This is a genomic window from Phyllobacterium sp. 01N428, from assembly GCF_056399405.1.
Genome location: NZ_JBFTRH010000007.1, coordinates 100,262 through 118,868, shown reverse-complemented (window position 1 = coordinate 118,868; position 18,607 = coordinate 100,262). Strand labels below are relative to the sequence as shown.

13 protein-coding genes and 1 pseudogene are annotated in these 18,607 nt (G+C 58.7%); 10 read left to right on the top strand and 4 right to left on the bottom strand.

Features of this window, described 5'->3' with window-relative positions; genetic code table 11:
* Positions 1-172: 172 nt before the first annotated feature.
* The 5 genes from AC1DNI_RS17460 to AC1DNI_RS17440 all read left to right on the top strand — a co-directional run bounded on the left by AC1DNI_RS17460 (position 173) and on the right by AC1DNI_RS17440 (position 6,999).
* On the top strand, positions 173-1,030 hold the full coding sequence (locus AC1DNI_RS17460; RefSeq protein ID WP_477692744.1) for a PopZ family protein: 858 nt from the start codon (positions 173-175) through the stop codon (positions 1,028-1,030).
* A gap of 218 nt (positions 1,031-1,248) precedes the next feature.
* Positions 1,249-4,035: a valine--tRNA ligase gene (locus AC1DNI_RS17455; RefSeq protein ID WP_477692743.1), complete on the top strand. Its 2,787-nt coding sequence runs from the start codon at positions 1,249-1,251 to the stop codon at positions 4,033-4,035.
* 391 nt (positions 4,036-4,426) lie between these two features.
* A complete protein-coding gene (locus AC1DNI_RS17450) occupies positions 4,427-5,731 on the top strand; it encodes an OmpP1/FadL family transporter (protein ID WP_036814316.1) in 1,305 nt (434 codons plus the stop codon).
* A gap of 136 nt (positions 5,732-5,867) precedes the next feature.
* Complete coding sequence (locus AC1DNI_RS17445; RefSeq protein WP_477692742.1) at positions 5,868-6,218, top strand: hypothetical protein; 351 nt, start codon at positions 5,868-5,870, stop codon at positions 6,216-6,218.
* Positions 6,205-6,999 (top strand): tetratricopeptide repeat protein, encoded by a 795-nt coding sequence (locus AC1DNI_RS17440; RefSeq protein ID WP_036814315.1) that lies wholly within the window; start codon positions 6,205-6,207, stop codon positions 6,997-6,999. Before AC1DNI_RS17445 ends, AC1DNI_RS17440 begins: the two co-directional genes overlap by 14 nt.
* 42 nt (positions 7,000-7,041) lie before the next feature.
* Here AC1DNI_RS17440 and AC1DNI_RS17435 read toward each other — a convergent pair whose 3' ends face one another.
* From AC1DNI_RS17435 to erpA, 4 genes and pseudogenes are all read right to left on the bottom strand, one after another.
* Positions 7,042-7,740, bottom strand: coding sequence for a phospholipase domain-containing protein (locus tag AC1DNI_RS17435; RefSeq protein WP_477692891.1), 699 nt, complete (start codon positions 7,738-7,740; stop codon positions 7,042-7,044).
* 255 nt (positions 7,741-7,995) lie between these two features.
* Positions 7,996-9,198: pseudogene (locus tag AC1DNI_RS17430) on the bottom strand (alkaline phosphatase family protein); the annotation flags it as partial.
* Between the two features lie 416 nt (positions 9,199-9,614).
* Entirely contained in the window at positions 9,615-10,394 is a 780-nt protein-coding gene (gene xth, locus AC1DNI_RS17425; protein ID WP_477692741.1) for an exodeoxyribonuclease III, read from the bottom strand.
* Positions 10,395-10,434: 40 nt separating this feature from the next.
* Positions 10,435-10,770 (bottom strand): iron-sulfur cluster insertion protein ErpA, encoded by a 336-nt coding sequence (gene erpA / locus AC1DNI_RS17420; RefSeq protein WP_027231485.1) that lies wholly within the window; start codon positions 10,768-10,770, stop codon positions 10,435-10,437.
* Between the two features lie 168 nt (positions 10,771-10,938).
* On the opposite strand from erpA, the gene AC1DNI_RS17415 reads away from it, so the two are divergent.
* The 5 genes from AC1DNI_RS17415 (at position 10,939) to AC1DNI_RS17395 (ending at position 18,606) form a co-directional block, all read left to right on the top strand.
* A complete protein-coding gene (locus AC1DNI_RS17415; RefSeq protein ID WP_477692740.1) occupies positions 10,939-12,147 on the top strand; it encodes a deoxyguanosinetriphosphate triphosphohydrolase in 1,209 nt (402 codons plus the stop codon).
* A 63-nt stretch (positions 12,148-12,210) separates the two neighbouring features.
* A complete protein-coding gene (argS, locus tag AC1DNI_RS17410; RefSeq protein WP_477692739.1) occupies positions 12,211-13,968 on the top strand; it encodes an arginine--tRNA ligase in 1,758 nt (585 codons plus the stop codon).
* Positions 13,969-14,096: 128 nt separating this feature from the next.
* Complete coding sequence (locus AC1DNI_RS17405; protein ID WP_477692738.1) at positions 14,097-16,631, top strand: SPOR domain-containing protein; 2,535 nt, start codon at positions 14,097-14,099, stop codon at positions 16,629-16,631.
* A gap of 76 nt (positions 16,632-16,707) precedes the next feature.
* Positions 16,708-17,727 (top strand): beta-N-acetylhexosaminidase, encoded by a 1,020-nt coding sequence (nagZ, locus tag AC1DNI_RS17400; protein WP_477692737.1) that lies wholly within the window; start codon positions 16,708-16,710, stop codon positions 17,725-17,727.
* A 15-nt stretch (positions 17,728-17,742) separates the two neighbouring features.
* Positions 17,743-18,606, top strand: a complete 864-nt coding sequence (locus tag AC1DNI_RS17395) for a segregation and condensation protein A (protein ID WP_477692736.1) — start codon at positions 17,743-17,745, stop codon at positions 18,604-18,606.
* Position 18,607: the final 1 nt, after the last annotated feature.

The following is an 18,607-nucleotide window of genomic DNA, read 5'->3' as shown; positions in this document are numbered from 1 at the left end:
GTCGATCGCCTGGCGGCAAATTCATTTCAGGGCTTCGGACAATCGCCTCCAGAAAATCTGTGGGTTAGCGCCAAACACCGCGCGCAGGGATTCTCAAACTCAATCCGAGCCTCTACACTGAATACAGATTCGTTGCAGCGCAACGGAACAAGATGTAGTGGGCAAGGGTATTATGGCACAATCATCCAGCGTCGCGCGGGAACCTTCGATGGAGGAGATTCTCGCATCGATACGTCGTATCATTGAAGAAAGCGACACGACGCGGACCGACGATGTGCCGCCCAAAGCAGTCAACACCGACGTCGCTTCGCCTGTAGCGCGCTCCGAGCCCCCCGTCAGCGAGGAACCGGTCCTGCCGCCGCGCGAGGGGATCGCAGTACGGCCACCTGTTGCCAGCGCGCGGCCGACCTTTGAAGCGCCCTTGCGCCGGGCTGCGTCACCGGTTCAGGCGAAAGCCAGCGAACCGGAGATTGCCCAGGCGAAACCGATGGAACTACCCGCCGAAGATGCGACAGAGCAGTCAACCGCCAGCTACGCAGCGCAGGCTGAAGCGAACGAACCTGTCGTGTCGGCGCCCGTCCTCGAGGCTTCAAGGCATCTCCAGCAGCCAGTGACTGAGATGAGCATCGAGGAGGCGCGAGCTCTTCTACCGGAGTTCGAGCCGATCGCAGATGTCAGGCCGCCGGTTACGCCAAGGGTAGAACCTGCCGCAGTGGCCGAGTACCTGGCCGAGCCAACGAAGGAACAGGAAGACGTGCGTAGCGCAAATCCGGACGAGGCGGTCTCGCTCAATCTCGAACAGGCGCTGGAGCCGATCCTTTCCGCAGCAGCGGAGCGCGAGGTCAGCGCCGCTTTCGACAATTTGTCGTTTGCCGTGCGCAATGAGCAGCGCCGCTCCTTTGACGAGATTGCGCAGGAAATCATGCGTCCGCTCTTGCAGGAATGGCTCGACAATAACCTGCCGACGCTGGTCGAGCGCCTTGTGCGTGAGGAGATCGAGCGCGTCGCACGTGGTGGGCGGCGGGCCTAGGCCTACCAATTCAATCGCATTTTCGGCGAGGCTGCACCGCGCGGGCGAGGATGCGCTCGCTGAACCAAAATGCGCCACATTGCGCATGCCATTGGGTAAGAAGCCCAATGATTCTGCGAGCAGTGCCGGGCACGCGTTCGACAAGCATCATTGACTTATAGGCAGGCATTCGGTTTACACCGTAGCCAATCCTTTCCGCGAAATGACGGACCATTTGCATGCTTGAGAAGACGTATGACGCAGCGGCCATAGAGCCGAAGATCGCAGAAATCTGGGACGAGGCCGGGGCCTTCAAGGCCGGGGCCGGTTCGAAACCGGGCGCCGATCCTTTTGCCGTCGTCATTCCTCCGCCCAATGTCACTGGCTCGTTGCACATGGGCCATGCGCTCAATAATACCATTCAGGATATTCTGGTGCGCTTCGAGCGCATGCGCGGCAAGAACGTTCTGTGGCAGCCCGGCATGGACCATGCCGGCATTGCGACCCAGATGGTTGTCGAGCGCCAGTTGATGGAACGCCAGCTTCCCGGGCGCCGCGCCATGGGACGTGAAAAGTTCGTCGAACGTGTGTGGGAATGGAAAGCGGAGTCCGGCGGGATTATCGCGGGACAGCTGAAGCGCCTGGGGGCTTCATGCGATTGGTCGCGCGAACGCTTCACCATGGACGAAGGCCTTTCGAAGGCGGTTCTCGAAGTCTTTGTAACGCTTTACAAGGAAGGTCTCATCTACAAGGACAAGCGCCTCGTCAATTGGGACCCGAAGTTGCTTACCGCGATTTCGGACCTCGAAGTCGAGCAGCGGGAGATCAAGGGCAATCTCTGGCATTTCCGCTATCCGCTTGAGAACGTCGCATTCGACCCGGAAAACCCGCACACGTTCATCGTCGTCGCTACCACGCGCCCGGAGACCATGCTTGGCGATACCGGTGTTGCCGTCAATCCGGACGACACGCGATATCACGCGCTGGTCGACAACAATGTCGTGCTGCCGCTCGTCGGCCGGCATATTCCGATCGTTGCCGACAGCTATGCGGATCCGGAAGCAGGTTCCGGGGCGGTCAAGATTACGCCGGCTCATGACTTCAACGATTTCGAAGTCGGCAAGCGCAACGATCTGCGCCAGATCAACATCCTCAATACCGATGCCTCGATACACCTGAAGGACAATGACGATTTCCTGGAAGGCCTGGAGCCTTCGCGAAATCTGACCCAACTCATCCATGTGCTTGACGGCAAGGATCGCTTTGCGGCGCGCAAGCTGGTCGTGGCCATGATGGAGGAGGGCGGCTACCTCGAAAAGATCGAGGAACATACGCACATGGTCCCGCATGGTGACCGCGGCGATGTGCCGATTGAACCATTCCTGACGGACCAATGGTATGTGAACGCAGCCGAACTCGCCAAGCCGGCGATCGCGAGCGTGCGCGAAGGCAGGACCAGTTTCGTTCCGAAGAATTGGGAAAAGACCTATTTCGACTGGATGGAAAATATCCAGCCCTGGACGATTTCCCGCCAGCTGTGGTGGGGTCATCAGATTCCGGCCTGGTATGGTCCTGATGGCCAGGTGTTCGTCGAGCGTACCGAGCAAGAAGCGCTGAGCGCCGCTATCCAGCATTATCTCGCGCATGAAGGCCCGATGAAGGCCTATGTCGAAGACCTCTTGGAAAACCTCAAGCCAGGTGAAATCCTGACGCGCGACGAAGATGTGCTCGACACCTGGTTCTCCTCGGCACTCTGGCCGTTTTCTACGCTTGGCTGGCCGGACAAGACGCCGGAACTTGCCACCTATTACCAGACCGACGTGCTCGTCACCGGTTTCGACATCATCTTCTTCTGGGTCGCCCGGATGATGATGATGGGCCTGCACTTCATGAATGAAGAACCGTTCCATACGGTTTACGTGCACGCTCTTGTTCGCGACAAGAACGGCGCCAAGATGTCGAAGTCGAAGGGTAATGTCATCGACCCGCTCGACCTTATCGACGAGTACGGCGCAGACGCGTTGCGCTTCACCCTCGCCATCATGGCGGCGCAGGGGCGTGACGTGAAACTCGACCCGAGCCGTATTGCCGGCTACCGCAACTTCGGCACGAAACTCTGGAATTCGACGCGTTTTGCCGAGATGAACGGCGTCAAGCGTGACCCGTCGTTCCGCCCGCAGGATGCCAAGCTCACGGTCAATCGCTGGATCCTGACCGAGCTGACCAATGCAGTGCGCGATGTCACCGACGGGATAACCAGCTATCGCTTCAACGAGGCAGCGGGCGCAGCCTACCGCTTCGTCTGGAACCAGTTCTGCGATTGGTACATCGAACTATTGAAGCCGGTGTTCAATGGCGAGGATGCCGAAGCGAAGGCGGAAGCGCAGGCTTGCGCTGCCTATGTGCTCGACGAGATCTACAAGCTGCTCCACCCGTTCATGCCGTTCATGACCGAGGAGCTCTGGGCCCATACGGCTGGAGAGGGCCAGACCCGCGATACGCTGCTTTGCCATGCTCCATGGCCGCAGCCGGAGTTTCTCGATGCTGAAGCCGCTGCCGATATCAACTGGCTGATAGATCTTGTCACCGGCATTCGCTCCGTACGGTCCGAAATGAACGTCCCGGCAGCGGCGGTTGCGCCACTTGTCGTCGTCGGAGCCAACGAAGCCACGCGCGAGCGGCTCCAGCGGCACGAGGCCTCGATCAAATGGCGGGCGCGCGTCGATTCGATCACGATCGGCGATAATGTGCCGAAGGGCTCAGCGCAATTCGTTATCGGCGAAGCCACTGCTTGCCTGCCGCTTGGCAGCCTTATCGATGTCGATGCCGAGGTGGCGCGGCTCCGCAAGGAAGCCGGCAAGATCGCCGACGAGCTCGAGAAGATCAACAGGAAGCTCGGCAATGAGAAATTCGTTGCCAATGCCAAGCCGGAAATCGTCGCCGCTGAGCGCGAGCGTCTCGCTGAACTCGAAGCTGCGGCTAAAAAGATCGAGGCTGCAATTCAGCGTGTCCGCGACGTCGAATAACCCATACCGAGGATTCGCTACCCGAGCGAATCCTCGGTTTGCCTCCGGCTTTCCCCGATAGGGGTGTGGGTAACTTCCCATTTTCGCCTGTCATTTACCCCAATTTCGTCATTTTTCAACGTCGTTGCATTTGCGCAACAACGGCAAGTTTGACGCGAAAACCGTCCTTTTTGGCCGTAACCCTTTCGGATTAGTTTGGAAAATTGGGAAAAGCGTCGCGTCGAGGCGGCAAATTTCGTGGTTTTGCAAAAACCCGTTAATTCAACCAAAGAGAGTCCTCCCTTAAAGTCGTTGCACGTTCTGCGCGCTTTGTTACCTATTACGTATTAGTAACAATTCTGCTGAACCGTATTGATGTTCAGCGTGCTTTTTGGACTTCGGGAGGGGTTTTATGTCAGGGGCAATATCGAAAATCGTGGGCGGGGCATTGCTCTTGGCAAGTGTGGCCTCCGCTGCTCAGGCCGGGGGGCTCGAGCGCGGAGGTTATAACTGGGATCTGTTGTTCGAACCGGGCCGCTTCGCTTCGGAAGCCGGCGCCATCTATGTGATGCCCGAACGGCGGATCAAGAACGCGGTTGATACCAATCCGCGCGACGGTCTTGGATCGAACGGTATTGGCGGTGGCGCGACGTCCGTGGACGAAACGCCGGACTATACGGTTCCGCGTTTTGGCGTGAAGGTCGGTCTGACCGACGATGCCGACTGTCTTGCCAGCTACGCCGAACCGTGGGGCGTTCACACCGACCCCGGCTATGATTGGGTTGGCGCTAACCAGAACATCGAGACCAAGATCCGCAGCCATGATTATGGCCTGACCTGCTCCTATCGCTTTGACGTTGGCAAAGGCCAACTGCGCGCTATCGGCGGCGTATCGTACCAGGAAGTCTCCGGCTTCAAGCGCCGCCTCGTTCTTGGGCCGGCCATTATTCAGGGAGCACTTGGACCTGCGGCTGCTGGCTTTGACGGAAGTGGACTTCTTGATCTAGAGGCAGACGGTGTTGGCTGGCGCGTTGGTGCTGCCTACGAAATTCCCGAATACGCGTTTCGCGCCAGCCTGATCTACAATGCCGAGATCGATCTCGGCCAGATCAATGGCACGGTGGACCTGACGGAAATTCCTGGCGTCATGGCCGGCGCGCTGCGCAATCCATTCGTCGGCCGGATCACGGATGTCTACGGCACCGCGACCATGCCGCAGTCAGTCCAGTTCAACTGGCAGACCGGTATTGCTCCGGACTGGCTCGCCTTCGGTACGGTGAAGTGGGTTGACTGGAGCGTTCTCGAAGTCATCGCCTTCTGCCCGACTTCAACGAAGTCGCTTGGTTCCTGCGGTCCGAGCTCGCCATTCCGCCTGACCTCGCTTGACCTGATGTTCCAGGATGGTTGGACTGTCTCTGCGGGCCTTGGCCACAAGTTCAACGATCAGTGGTCGGCCTCCGCGCAGCTCAGCTGGGACCGCGGCACCTCAACGGGCCTGACCACCCAGACGGATACCTATCTTCTATCGAGCGGTGTTGCCTACGCTCCCAACAAGAATGTCGAGCTGCGTGTGGGCGGCGCTGTTGGTATGCTTACCTCCGGTTCCTACGGCCCTACGGCATGCCCGGGCAATCAGACCTGCGGCACCGACGTGTCCTATGACTTCGGCGATGACCTTGTGACTGCTCTGTCCATCTCCGGCAAGGTCAAGTTCTGATCAGAACCCACGCACCCCAAAGAGCCCGGCCATGTGCCGGGCTTTTTGTTGCGCCATGTCCGCTAGGTCACTGATTTTGTGACGATTCAGCAACACTTGTCCGGCATGATCTTCCGCACGGGTTCGGGGAACAAATTTGCCCATTTTGCGCCACAAACCCAGCGCACCTCGAATGGGCGGCGGAAAAACATCGAGTAATAGTGCTGATGTTCCGCACGGGGAAATGATGGACGCATTACTTATTCCGCATGGCAGTTTTTCAGATCGTCGTCTGACGTTTCGCCATCATTTTACTGACAGCCCCAGTATTGCCGGAAATCTGTCAAATGATTGCTGGAATGATGTGCAGGATATTGAGGTTCCGGCCATGGCTGCCCTGTCAGAGCAGCGTGGCGGGGATTGGGCCCGCAAGGTTGCAATGGCGCGCATTGATGCGGCGACACAACTGATCCGGGCGAAGGAAGATTGCTGCCATGGTCATTGCTGATCGTCTTCGTGCACCCCTGATCGGGATTGGCCTTCTGATGAGCGCCATGACGGCGCCCTGCTTTGCATTCGATACACAGAATGAAGTGAAGGAGGATTCCAGTCCCTTCGCGCTCTTCAAATTCGGTTTTTCAGCCTATAAGAACGGCCACAAGGACGAGGCAGTCAAAGCGTTGCGCTTTGCGGCGGAAAAGGGCCATCAGGGCGCCAACTGGAAACTTGCCCGCATGTATGCCGAGGGCGACGGCGTCAAGGAAGACGACTACCAGGCCTACCAGATGTTCGAGCAGGTCATTCGCGAGGGCGCTGATCAGGGAACGCAGAACGAGAGCTACGTCGCTGACGCCCTTGTGGCGCTTGCAGGCTACCTGAAGCGCGGCATCCCGAATTCGCCGGTCGGCGCCAATCCAAGCGCTGCCCGCGACCTTTACATGCAGGCCGCATCCAACTTCGGTGATTCCGACGCCCAGTTCGAACTCGGCAAGATGCTGATGAAGGGCGAGGGCGGGCAGTCCAATCCCAACCAGGCTGCCCGCTGGTTCCGTCTCGCTGCGCAAAAAGGCAATGCCGGCGCGCAGGCCATGCTCGGCAATCTTCTGTTCCAGGCCGGCAAGACCGTACGCGGCCTCGCTATGATGACCGCTGCGCTCGAACATGCGAGCAAGCAGGATCGCGCCTGGATCGGCGATATACAGGAACAGGCATTCTCGATTTCCGACGAAGCCGACCGGCGGACAGCCATGGTGCTTGCCGAAGACATCATCAAGACCGGCGATTTCTAAAAACCTGCCCGCGCAAAATTGCCCGGGCAGGTCAATTCTCGCCTAAGCCGTCGCCACATTGTTGAAGGTCAGGAACGGGTCGGTAACGCTCGCGGCGCCCGTTTCGACATGACCTGCAAACCGGCGCAGATAGATGTCGTCGGACTTACCGCTTTCATTGACCAATTCCACCGTAATATCGTACCAGCCTGACCGGGTTTTGATCTCCTCGAACTGCGGGACGCAGGTCAGAAGCTTGAGCGGGCGCGTTCTCGTGGATGGGGTGCGATCGGCCGATCCGATCTTGTCATAAAGAACCGTAATTTTGAGAATCTGGTCCTTTGTTCCGGCATTGACCAACTTGAGCGTCACGTCACCATTTGTCTGATACAGGATTTCGACTTCAGGATCGACTTCGAGTTCGGCCGTCAGGGCGCCCTTGAACTGGCGCAGATAGCCGTTCGGCCCCTGGATGGCGAGGTTGTAGCCCTTGTCGGTCACATCCCACGCATCCTGCAACGGTTCACCCTTGATCACCGAATAGCGGCGCGGCTTTTGATCCTTGAGAACATAGTCGTAGGCATAGAAACAGCTTCCCGCTTTGCCCGCGTTGACGAAATCGACCACCAGCTGTTTTTTTGCAGCATCCAAATGCCCGTTGACGTGAAACTCGTAGGGGAGCGGCCGGGATCTCCGGGAGAAATCGGGATTGCTGGTATTGTCAGTGCCAAACGTCGTAACCGGGTTTTCCAGCTTTGGCATGGCATTGGTGAGCGGCACATTCGGAGGAAACTTTCCGCTCTTGTTTACGAATGGTCCGCCTTTCGGATAAGCCACGAAGGCAGCATCATTCTTGGCGAAGTCGAACGCCGAGGTAAGATCGCCGGCGATCGCCCGGCGCCAGGGCGTGATATTGCTCTCGTAGAGCGGGTTTTCCACGCCCGTCTTGTCGCTCTCCAGGCCGAAGCGCGCTTCGAGGAAGCGCAACGTGGAGGTGTGGTCAAATACTTCCGAGCACACCCAGCCGCCCTTGCTCCATGGCGAGACCACCAGCATCGGCACACGCGGTCCGAAGCCGATATATTGACCGACCCATTCATTCTCGTGGTTATACAGTTCGCGGTCGAGGCCATTCAGCAGCGAGGGCGACATCTTGCCCGGGCCCTATTCATCGACAGGCATGGGTGGCACGACGTGGTCGAACAGGCCGTCGTTCTCGTCGTAGTTGAGCAGGAAGATCGTCTTGCTCCACACCTCGGGATTGGCGACGAGAGCGCTCAGGACCTCGTTGATATAGTAAGCACCGTCGGTGACTGTCGCGGAGGGGTGTTCGCAGTTTTTATAGGGTGCCACGACCCATGAGATATTGGGCAACTGGTTGTTAAGGACATCCTCGCGCATCTGTGCGATCGAACGGTTTGTGACGCCGTTTCGGACAAGCGTCGAGAGATTGTCCAGGCTGCCCGTATATGCTTTGCCATCCTTGTAGCAGACGCCATCCACCCAGTAGCACCCCTTTACGGGCTGGTCGTTATAGGCAGCAAAATAGGCAAGGTTGTTTTCCTCGTAGCAATCGGTCGGCTCGCCAGGTTTGCCTGTGCCGCCCTGGTAGGTGCGCCAGGTAATTTTCCGTCCACGATCCGTCTGCTCTGCATTGAATTTCTCGATGCGCTCCGGATAGGTTGTCCAGTCGGAGACCACGCGCACGGCCGGCGTTCTGTCCCACGACGGCCAGATCACCTTTGGATTTTTCAAGGCAGGATTGGCAGCGGCGCCTGATACCAGAAATTGGCGGTTCGGTATCGTATCGCCATGGCAGGATACGAAGTAATGATCGCAAACGGTGAAGGCGTTGGCGAGATAGCGGTGATAGCTTACGTCCTTGTGGCGCAGGTAGCTCATCGTCAGGACATCGCCCTTTGCGGCGATCCAGTTGTCGTAGCGACCGTGATTCCAGCAGGACTGGCCGCTGTTGACGCCATGGTCAGTGCCGCGCAGGCCTTCGCCCGTCTTGTCGTAGTCGATCGGGTAGGGCAGGACTTCGCTCGTCCCCAAGGGCACGCCGCAGCGCTTGCCGTCCTTGTTGGAAAGACTGTCGGTAATCGGCTGACGGAACACGTCCTTGCCAGTAGCTGGAGAGACCACGGGCCGCGGGTCGGTAAAGCCGCGTACACCATTATAGGTTCCGAAGTAGTGATTGAACGACCGGTTCTCCTGCATCATGATCACGACATGCTCGACGTCCCTGATCGTGCCGGTCGCGTTGTTTGGCTCGATTGCCAGCGCCTGCTGGATGGCCGGTGGCAACATGCTCAGTCCCGCGACGCCGCCCGCGCTCACGCCCATCATTTCCATGAATTTGCGGCGGCTCATCTGCCTGTGCGTGCGATTATCGCTCAAGTTCAATCTCCAGTCGTCATAAAATTCAGATGCAAAATGCTTGCTTGAAATGAACGGCATAAACATTGCCGTAGTGTGCGAACCCCATACGGAACGGCACGTCAATGCGTCAATGCAACTATAGTTTATGTGGACTTGGAGACGTGCGTGATACGGCACGATTCTAAAAAAATTGTTTCAGAAATATTTCAGGATTGTTTCAGAAATATTATCCGTCTCGTTATCAATACATCAAGCTAGGCGATTGAAATCGCTACGGGGACGTGGTCGGAAGGCTTTTCCCAAGCACGCACATGCTTCTCGATGGTTGCGGATTCGAGGAGATTGGTTGCTTCCGGCGACAGCATCAGGTGATCGATGCGGATGCCGTTATTTTTTTGCCAGGCGCCGGCCTGGTAGTCCCAGAAGGTATAAATGCCCGCTTCTTCGCTGACATTGCGAACGGCATCCGTAAATCCGAGGTTTTCGAGGCGGCGGAACGCCTGACGGGTTTCCGGCTGGAACAGCGCATCGTTTACCCAGACTTCGGGGTTTTTTGCATCAATGGGTTCGGGGATGACGTTGTAGTCGCCAGCGAGGATCAGCGGCTCTTCGAGCGCCAGCCTCGCTTCGGCCCAGCGTTCAAGTCGCGCCATCCAGTTCAGCTTGTATGGGAATTTTTCCGTGTTGATGGGATTGCCGTTCGGCAGATAAAGCGACACGACGCGCAACGCGCCTCGCTCGGTCGAGAACACCGCCTCGATGAATCGGGCTTGTTCGTCGCTGTCATCGCCGGGCAGTCCGCGCGTCACTTCATCGGGCGATTTCTTGGAGAGAATCGCGACGCCGTTGAAGCCCTTCTGGCCGTGCGTTTCGACATGATAGCCGAGCGCTTCGATCTCGAAGCGTGGAAAGGAATCATCGACAGATTTGATTTCCTGCAGGCAGACGATGTCAGGATTGGATTCCTGCAGCCATGTTATCAGGACGTCGATGCGCGCCTTGGCGCCGTTGATGTTCCAGGTAACGATTTTCATGGGATCCGCTCTGGGTTGCGACGGCGGCAATGACGGGAGTTCAGATTGCGAAGCTCGTTCCGCAGCCGCAGGACGCCGTGGCGTTGGGATTGCGTATCTGGAACGACTGGCCCATGAGGTCATCAACGAAATCGATCTCAGAACCGCCGATATAGGGCAGGGAAATCGCGTCGATCAGCACCTTCGCGCCGAGCTTTTCAATGACGATATCGTCTGCATCCTGGGCATCGACCAGATCGTATTTGTAGGAGAACCCGGAGCAGCCGCCACCCTCGACCGAGATGCGCAGCGCCGTCTTCTCGGGATCGGATTTCAGGATAGCCGATATGCGCTTTGCAGCGGCATCGGATACGGAAATATTTACGGCTTCGGTCATTCGCTCAAGCTTCCTTCGCGGATTCCTCCGCACCCTGTTTGGCCGGCTCGACATTATCATGTCACACCTTGCCATTCATCATATAGCATAGCTAAGAATTGGCGACTGTGAAGTCAACGGCGCGCAGGTTCCTGCCAACTGGAAGCTGCGCGTGAGGGAAGTTCGAGAATGTCCATGCAGGGTATCGGGTTCGGTTATAGGGAAAGGGCGCCCTATGCCTGCGACCCCGAAAAGAGCCGCGGGAGGCTGGTTGCTGAAAGCGAAAGCCCGACGCGTACGGTTTTTCAGCGCGATCGCGACCGGATCATTCACTCGACGGCTTTTCGCCGGCTGAAGCACAAGACGCAGGTTTTCATCGCCCATGAGGGCGACCACTACCGCACGCGCCTGACACATACCATAGAGGTTGCGCAGATCGCGCGGGCACTGGCGCGCTCGATGCGGCTCGACGAGGATCTCGCCGAGGCGATCGCGCTGGTCCATGATTTTGGCCACACGCCGTTCGGCCACACGGGCGAAGATGCGCTGAACGAAAGGATGCGGGATTTTGGCGGCTTCGACCACAATGCCCAGTCACTGCGGATCGTGACGAACCTTGAAAAACGCTATGCCGATTTCGACGGGCTGAACCTCACTTGGGAAACCCTGGAAGGGCTGGTCAAGCACAATGGGCCGCTGACGAATACAAAGGGCGAGGGGCTTGGGCATCCTGTCCCCGCGCCGATTGTCGAGTTCAATGCAAGGTTCGACCTCGAACTTGCGAACTTCGCTTCGCTTGAGGCGCAGTGCGCGGCGATTGCCGATGATATCGCCTATAATGCCCACGACATCGATGACGGATTGCGTTCGGGCCTGCTCTCGCTCGACAGCCTGGAAGATGTTGCCATTACCGGCGGCATCCTGCGGGCGGTCCGGCAGAAATACCCATCGCTTGACGATGTGCGCACGTCGCACGAGATCGTCCGGCGTCAGATCACGATCATGGTTGAAAATGTCATTCAGGCGGCACAGGCAAACCTTGACGCGGTCAGGCCGCGCAATATTGGCGATGTCCACGCCGCGGGTCGTGCCATCGTCGGGTTCTCCGCTTCGATGCGGGAAGAGGAGAAATCGCTGAAGGCATTTCTTTACAAAAATCTCTACTTTCACGACAGCGTCATGCGGGTGCGCAAATCGGCGGACAGGATTGTACGCGAGCTTTTCGATGCCTACCTCGACGACCCGCAATCGATGCCCGAGGGCTGGCGGGAGGAGGGTGAACAGGGGGATGCGACGATGCGGGCCCGGCTCGTCGCCGATTTTCTTGCGGGCATGACCGACACCTATGCTGTGCGAGAACACCGACGCCTGTTTGACCATACGCCCGATTTAGCTTAATGCGGGCGCAAATTGCGGTAGCTAGCCGCTAGACCCTGCTAAAACCCAAACGAGTATGACGTCATGAACATCTTCGCCGATTTCGACGCGCGGATAAAAAAAGCCCTGCAAGCGCTTGAACTCAAGACTGCGCAAGGCAGCGAAATCGACCTGTCCCGCGTGGGCGTCGAGCCGCCGCGCGATCCGAGCCACGGCGATATTGCGACCAATGCCGCCATGGTTCTTTCCAAGGCGGTTGGGCAGAATCCGCGCGAACTCGCCGTGCGGATAGGCGAGGCGCTGAAGAGCGATCCCGATGTCGGCAGCGTCGATGTGGCGGGGCCGGGCTTTATCAACCTGCGATTGAAAGACTCCTATTGGCACCGGCAATTGGCGATCATGCAAGGGGCGGGCCTCAATTATGGACGCTCGCAGCTTGGCTACGGGCATCGCGTCAACGTCGAATATGTTTCGGCCAATCCGACGGGACCGATGCATGTCGGCCACTGCCGCGGCGCCGTCGTCGGGGACACCCTGGCGAATCTTCTCAAGTTTGCTGGCTATGACGTCACCAAGGAATATTACGTCAATGATGCCGGGTCGCAGATCGACGTTCTGGCAAACTCGGTGATGTTGCGCTACCGCGAAGCGCTTGGCGAGCAGATCGGCGAAATTCCCGCCGGGCTCTATCCGGGCGACTATCTCGTTCCCGTCGGCCAGGCGCTCGCCAGCGATTTCGGCACCAAACTCCTGGAAATGCCGGAAGAAGAGGCCCTTGCCATCGTCAAGAACCGGACGATTGATGCCATGATGGCGATGATCCGCGATGATCTTGCTTCGCTGAATGTGCATCACGACGTGTTTTTCTCGGAGCGGACACTGCATGCGAACAATGCGAAGCTGATCCGGTCGGCGATCAACGACCTGACGTTGAAGGGTCATGTCTACAAGGGCAAGCTGCCGCCGCCGAAGGGCCAGCTTCCGGAGGATTGGGAAGATCGCGAGCAGACGCTGTTCCGGTCGACCGATGTCGGCGATGACATCGACCGCCCGCTGGTAAAGTCTGACGGGCAGTTCACTTACTTCGCCGCCGATGTCGCTTACTTCAAGGACAAGTATGATCGTCATTTCGACGAGATGATCTATGTGCTGGGCGCTGATCATGGCGGTTATATCAAGCGGCTCGAGTCGCTGGCGCGCGCCGTTTCAGGCGGCACGGCCAAGCTTACGGTGCTCATCTGCCAGTTGGTAAAGCTCTTTCGCGATGGCGAACCTGTTCGCATGTCGAAGCGTTCCGGCGAGTTCGTGACACTGCGCGATGTCGTCGAGGAGGTGGGACGCGATCCCGTCCGCTTCATGATGCTCTACCGGAAGAACGATGCGCCGCTGGACTTCGATTTTGCCAAGGTGACAGAGCATTCGAAAGACAACCCGGTGTTCTATGTCCAGTACGCCTCGGCCCGCTGCCACTCGGTTTTCCGGCAGGCGATGGAGCAGATGAATATTGGCGAAGAAGCATTGGCGGGCAGTTCCCAGCACTTCGGTTTGCTGACCGACGAGAGCGAAATCGCGCTCATCCGCAAGCTGGCCGAGTATCCCCGGCTGATCGAGACAGCGGCGCTGCATCAGGAGCCGCACCGGCTCGCATTCTACCTTTATGACCTTGCCAGCGCGCTGCATACGCAGTGGAACAGAGGCACGGAAAATCCGGACTTACGTTTTATTAAGGTTAACGATCCAAACTTGTCAGAAGCCAGGCTAGGGCTGGTTCAGGTTGTTTCGAAAGTCTTGGCGTCCGGATTGACAATAATAGGTGCGGACGCTCCGACCGAAATGCGCTAAAAGCGGGTATAACACGGTATAAACCGCCGAAAAGCGTAGCAATTCTGACAACTTTTGCCCACATTGCGCTGGTAAGGCCAATGCGAGACGTTTGCGGACGTCCCACAGTTGAGTACAGGATTAACGCTATGGCGGACAATATTATTCAGCGTTCTCACCGGCAGGATGATTCGCGATTCGGCAATGACGATCCTTTGATGGAGCTTTCCCGCATCATGGGAACGCCCGATGAAGGTCATGATGCCGCGTCGAACGACGCCTTTGCCTTGGACCTCGAACGCGAACTCATGGGAGGCTTCGACGAGCCTGCGCCCGTGCAGTCCGCCGCGAAAGTTCCTGATCACCAGCAACTGGCTGATGACGATCGCCATGCGGTGGACGATTTTCAGGAAGCCATCGAGCGCGAACTCGCGAGCGATCCGAATTACGGCCGTCATGAAGCGGCGTCAGGACCCCTCGCGGCCTATGCCGAACCGGATTATGCCGATTACGAGCCCGACCTTTCTTATGCTGACAATGAGGCAGGTGAGGGCCGTTCGGTGGTCGATGCGCCATCGATGAGCCTCGAAGACGAACTCGAGAACCTTCTCGCTGGATCGCCGCAACCCGTGGTGCAGCGTTCGGCAACTGCTTCCTGGGGTTATGGATCGCAGGCGCAGATGACCGGCCGTGCGGAGCATCCCGCCCCGTCGATTGCCCGGGCGATGTCCTATCAGCAGCCGGCCGCTCACCAGCCAGCCCCGGAGCCTGCCGTTTACAGTGCGCCCGAACCGGTCGCCTACAGCGCGCCGGAACCAACGCGGCAGAGCTACGAAGCCACCGAGGAGCAGCCCCAGGTCGCTGAGGACGAGTTCGACTCTGAGGCATTGATGGCGGCGTTCGACGATTTCGACGTTTCGGCCGAAGCCGAGGAAGAAGTTGCCGAGAGCCAGCCGGTATTCCCGCTCTATCAGGCTGTCGAGCCGTCTGCAGAAGTGGCGCCCGTCCGCGAGCAACTCGAAGTTCCGGTAGCGATGCCGGTCGCGAGCGCTCCGAAGCTTCCCGAAGTTCACGATCTGCATGACTACGCAGATGAACTCGACCGGGCCGCATCGGCGATCGATGCTGCCCCTGACGTCGACACAATCTCGGTAACGGAAAATCGCGTCGATTTCACGGAAGCGCTCGACCTGCCGGAAGTGCATTACGAGGACGATGCTCCCGAACATCATGCGCTCGGCGAGCTCGAGAGTGAATTTGCCGAAGTCTTCGGATCGATCGAGGCCGAAGAGGTGCGTTCGAGCCAGTCAGTCGCTGAGGAACCTGCGGCGAAAGCCGAGCCCGAAGAAGACGAATACGCCGACATCTTTGCCGATGTGTTTGGCAACAAGGCCGAGCAGGGCCAGTATAGTCCGGCTGGTTATGCGGCCGCCGCTGGGGTCGCCGCCATGGGTGCGGCAGCCGCCGGTGCCCGCCAGCATCAAACGCCAGCCTATGGTCCCGAGGACGACAATGATTTCGGCTACGATCCGCGCCGCGACAATGTCGATATCGCCGCAACGCCTTACGGTGAAAAGCAGGCGAAGCGCCGCAGCAGCCTGTTCGTACCGGGTGTGGCCGCTGCCGTGGTGCTGGTTGCCGTCGCGGGCGCCGTTGCCTATAAATGGACCGGCGGCGCGGGCGGTGACCCGGTTGTGATCATGGCCGACAAGACGCCGATCAAGGTTCAACCCGAGACGACCAGTACGGCAATCGTGCCCAATCAGGACAAGGCAGTCTACGACAAGGACGCAACGGCTGCACCGACGGCGCCAAAGCAGGATCAGCTCGTGACCACTCGTGAAGATCCGGTCGATCTAGCCGCCGATGAAGATGCCGAGGATCCGGCGACCGACAAGGTCGATGCACGGGTCGATCCGGCCGAGCAGGATACCGCAGCCAACGATCAGCAGCCGGCGGCCAATACGAATACGCTGGCGCCGCGCAAGGTCCAGACCATGGTCGTCAAGCCGGACGGAACGATGGTTGCGTCGATCCCGCAGAATGATCAGGCGCTCAGCAGCGGTCCCGCCGCTGCCCCGGTCGATCGTCCGGCAGCTGCGGCCGTAGCGAGCGACGCTCCGACCGCGCCGCAGATGGCCGATACCTCGGGTGACGACGCCATTGGCGATCTGGTCGAGAGTAATGATGCACCTGCCGCCCCGGCGCAGGCCGCTGCACCGGAGCCGGCAAAGCCCGCCAAGGCGACTGTCGCTGCAAAAGTTGCGCCGAAGGCGGTCGAGACCAAGAAGATCACGCAGGAAACGGTCGCCTCCGTGTCGGCGGCGCCTCGGAATGCACCGGTTGTCGATCGCCCCGCCGATCAGCCGGTCGACATCGTCGATCGCGTGCCGCCAAAGAATGCCGCAGGACAGCAGGTCGCCTCCGCTGCCCCGGCAGCGGGCACCTACTTGATCCAGATCGCTTCGCAGCCTAACGTCGAAGGCGCACAAAAGACCTATGCATCGCTCTCGCAGAAATATGCGGGTGTGATCGGCGGTCGCGGCGTTGACATCAAGCAGGCCGAGATTGCCGGCAAGGGCACGTTCTTCCGGGTGCGCATCCCGGCAGGATCCAAGGCTGACGCGATCAATCTATGCACGAAATACAAATCTGCCGGTGGCAGTTGCTTCGTCACGCAGTGATCGGCACTACAATGAATGAGACAAGGCGGCTCCGGCCGCCTTTTCCTTTTTTGGATTGAGGAAGTAGACTTCTCGCATGAGCGAATCAAAAGCATGGATTGCCGGCACTGCCGGATTGAAACTGACCCCAGACGAAATTGCGTTTTTCCGCGATGAGCGCCCGTGGGGTTTTATTCTGTTTGCCCGCAACATCAGCGAACCGGCGCAGATCGAGGACCTTTGTGCGCACTTGCGCGATCTCGTCGATCGCGAGGATGCGCTCGTGCTGATTGACCAGGAAGGCGGGCGCGTGCAGCGCCTGCGTCCACCGCTGGCGCCCAACTATCCTTCCGGTTCGGCCCTCGGCGCGCTTTATCGCGAGAATGAGGAAGAAGGGCTGCGCGCTGCCTGGCTCTTGTCGCGCCTGCACGCCTTCGACCTTCTAAAACGCGGGATCGATGTTGACTGCCTGCCTGTACTCGATGTTCCAGTCGAGGGCGCAAACGACGTCATCGGAAGCCGTGCCTATGGCAAGGAGCCTGAGAGCGTCACGGCGATGGGCCGCGCCGCAGCGGACGGATTGATCGCCGGCGGCATGTTGCCGGTTATGAAGCACATGCCGGGCCACGGCCGCGCGTTTGCCGATACGCATCATGAGCTGCCGACGGTAACGACACCATTCGATGCGTTGGCCGAGCATGATTTCGCACCGTTCCGCGCTCTTGCGGATTTGCCGATGGCGATGAGCGCGCATGTGATCTTCGCCGCCATAGACCCGAAGAATCCGGCGACGACCTCGGGAAAGGTTGTCGAAGAGGTTATACGTGGCCATATTGGCTTCGACGGGCTGCTGATGAGCGACGACATCTCCATGAACGCACTTTCTGGGGATTATTTCGACCGCACCAAAGCAATCTTTGCCGCCGGACTCGATATCGTGCTTCATTGCCATGGCATCATGGATCAGATGCGGGCAGTTGCATCGTGTACGCCGGAGCTCGAAGGCAAGGCATTCGAGCGCGCAAAGCGGGCAATTGAATACAGGAAGCAGCCGGATGCCTCCAATGAGGAGGAACTCCGGGAAGAATTCCAGCGCTATTTCGAAGCGGTGGCATAGAAGCGTGAGAGATTTTTGGCAGCGACGGAACAGAAGCTAAACGGCAATAACGGAGCGCCCATGGAGGCGCTTTGGGAAAGTCCGTCCGATCGCGGCGTCAGTGAGCCTTTGCTTGTCATTGATATCAAGGGCTTCGAAGGCCCGCTTGATCTGTTGCTGCATCTGGCGCGCAACCAGCGCGTCGATCTTGCGCGCATTTCCGTGCTCGCACTCGTCGAACAATATCTCGTCTTCATTCGCCAGGCGCAGGCGTTGCGGCTTGAGCTTGCGGCCGATTATCTCGTCATGGCCGCCTGGCTTGCCTATCTGAAATCCAAGCTGCTGATCCCCAAGTCGCCGGGCGATGACGGCGAAAGCGGCGAGGAACTGGCTGCAACCCTGCAGTTCCGGCTGAAGCGCCTCGAAGCGATGCGCGATGCGGCGATGAAGCTCGTCAATCGCCCGCGGCTCGGGCGCGATATCTTTGCGCGCGGCATGCCCGAAGCGGTCATAGTTGACCAGACCAACACTTATGCCGCGACGCTCTATGAGCTTTTGACGGCCTATGCCTCGCAACGGCAGAAGCAGGCAGTGTCGCAGGTGCAGATCGCCCGGCGCAGTGTCTGGTCGCTGAAGGATGCCCGAGAAATCCTCATGCGCCTTGTCGGCGAAATGAAGGACTGGACTGCTCTCGACCAGTATCTCCTGGAATTTATCGTCTCGCCGGCAGAACGAGCAACCGCAATCGCGAGTTCCTTTGCGGCAAGCCTTGAAATGGTGCGCGAAGGCCATCTTGAAATTCGCCAGACCGGCGCCTTCACTCCGATCTATTTGCGCAATCGGCAGTCCAAGGCGACCGAGCCTTATTTCGAGCCGATGGAGGATGTGGTCAATGGCTGAC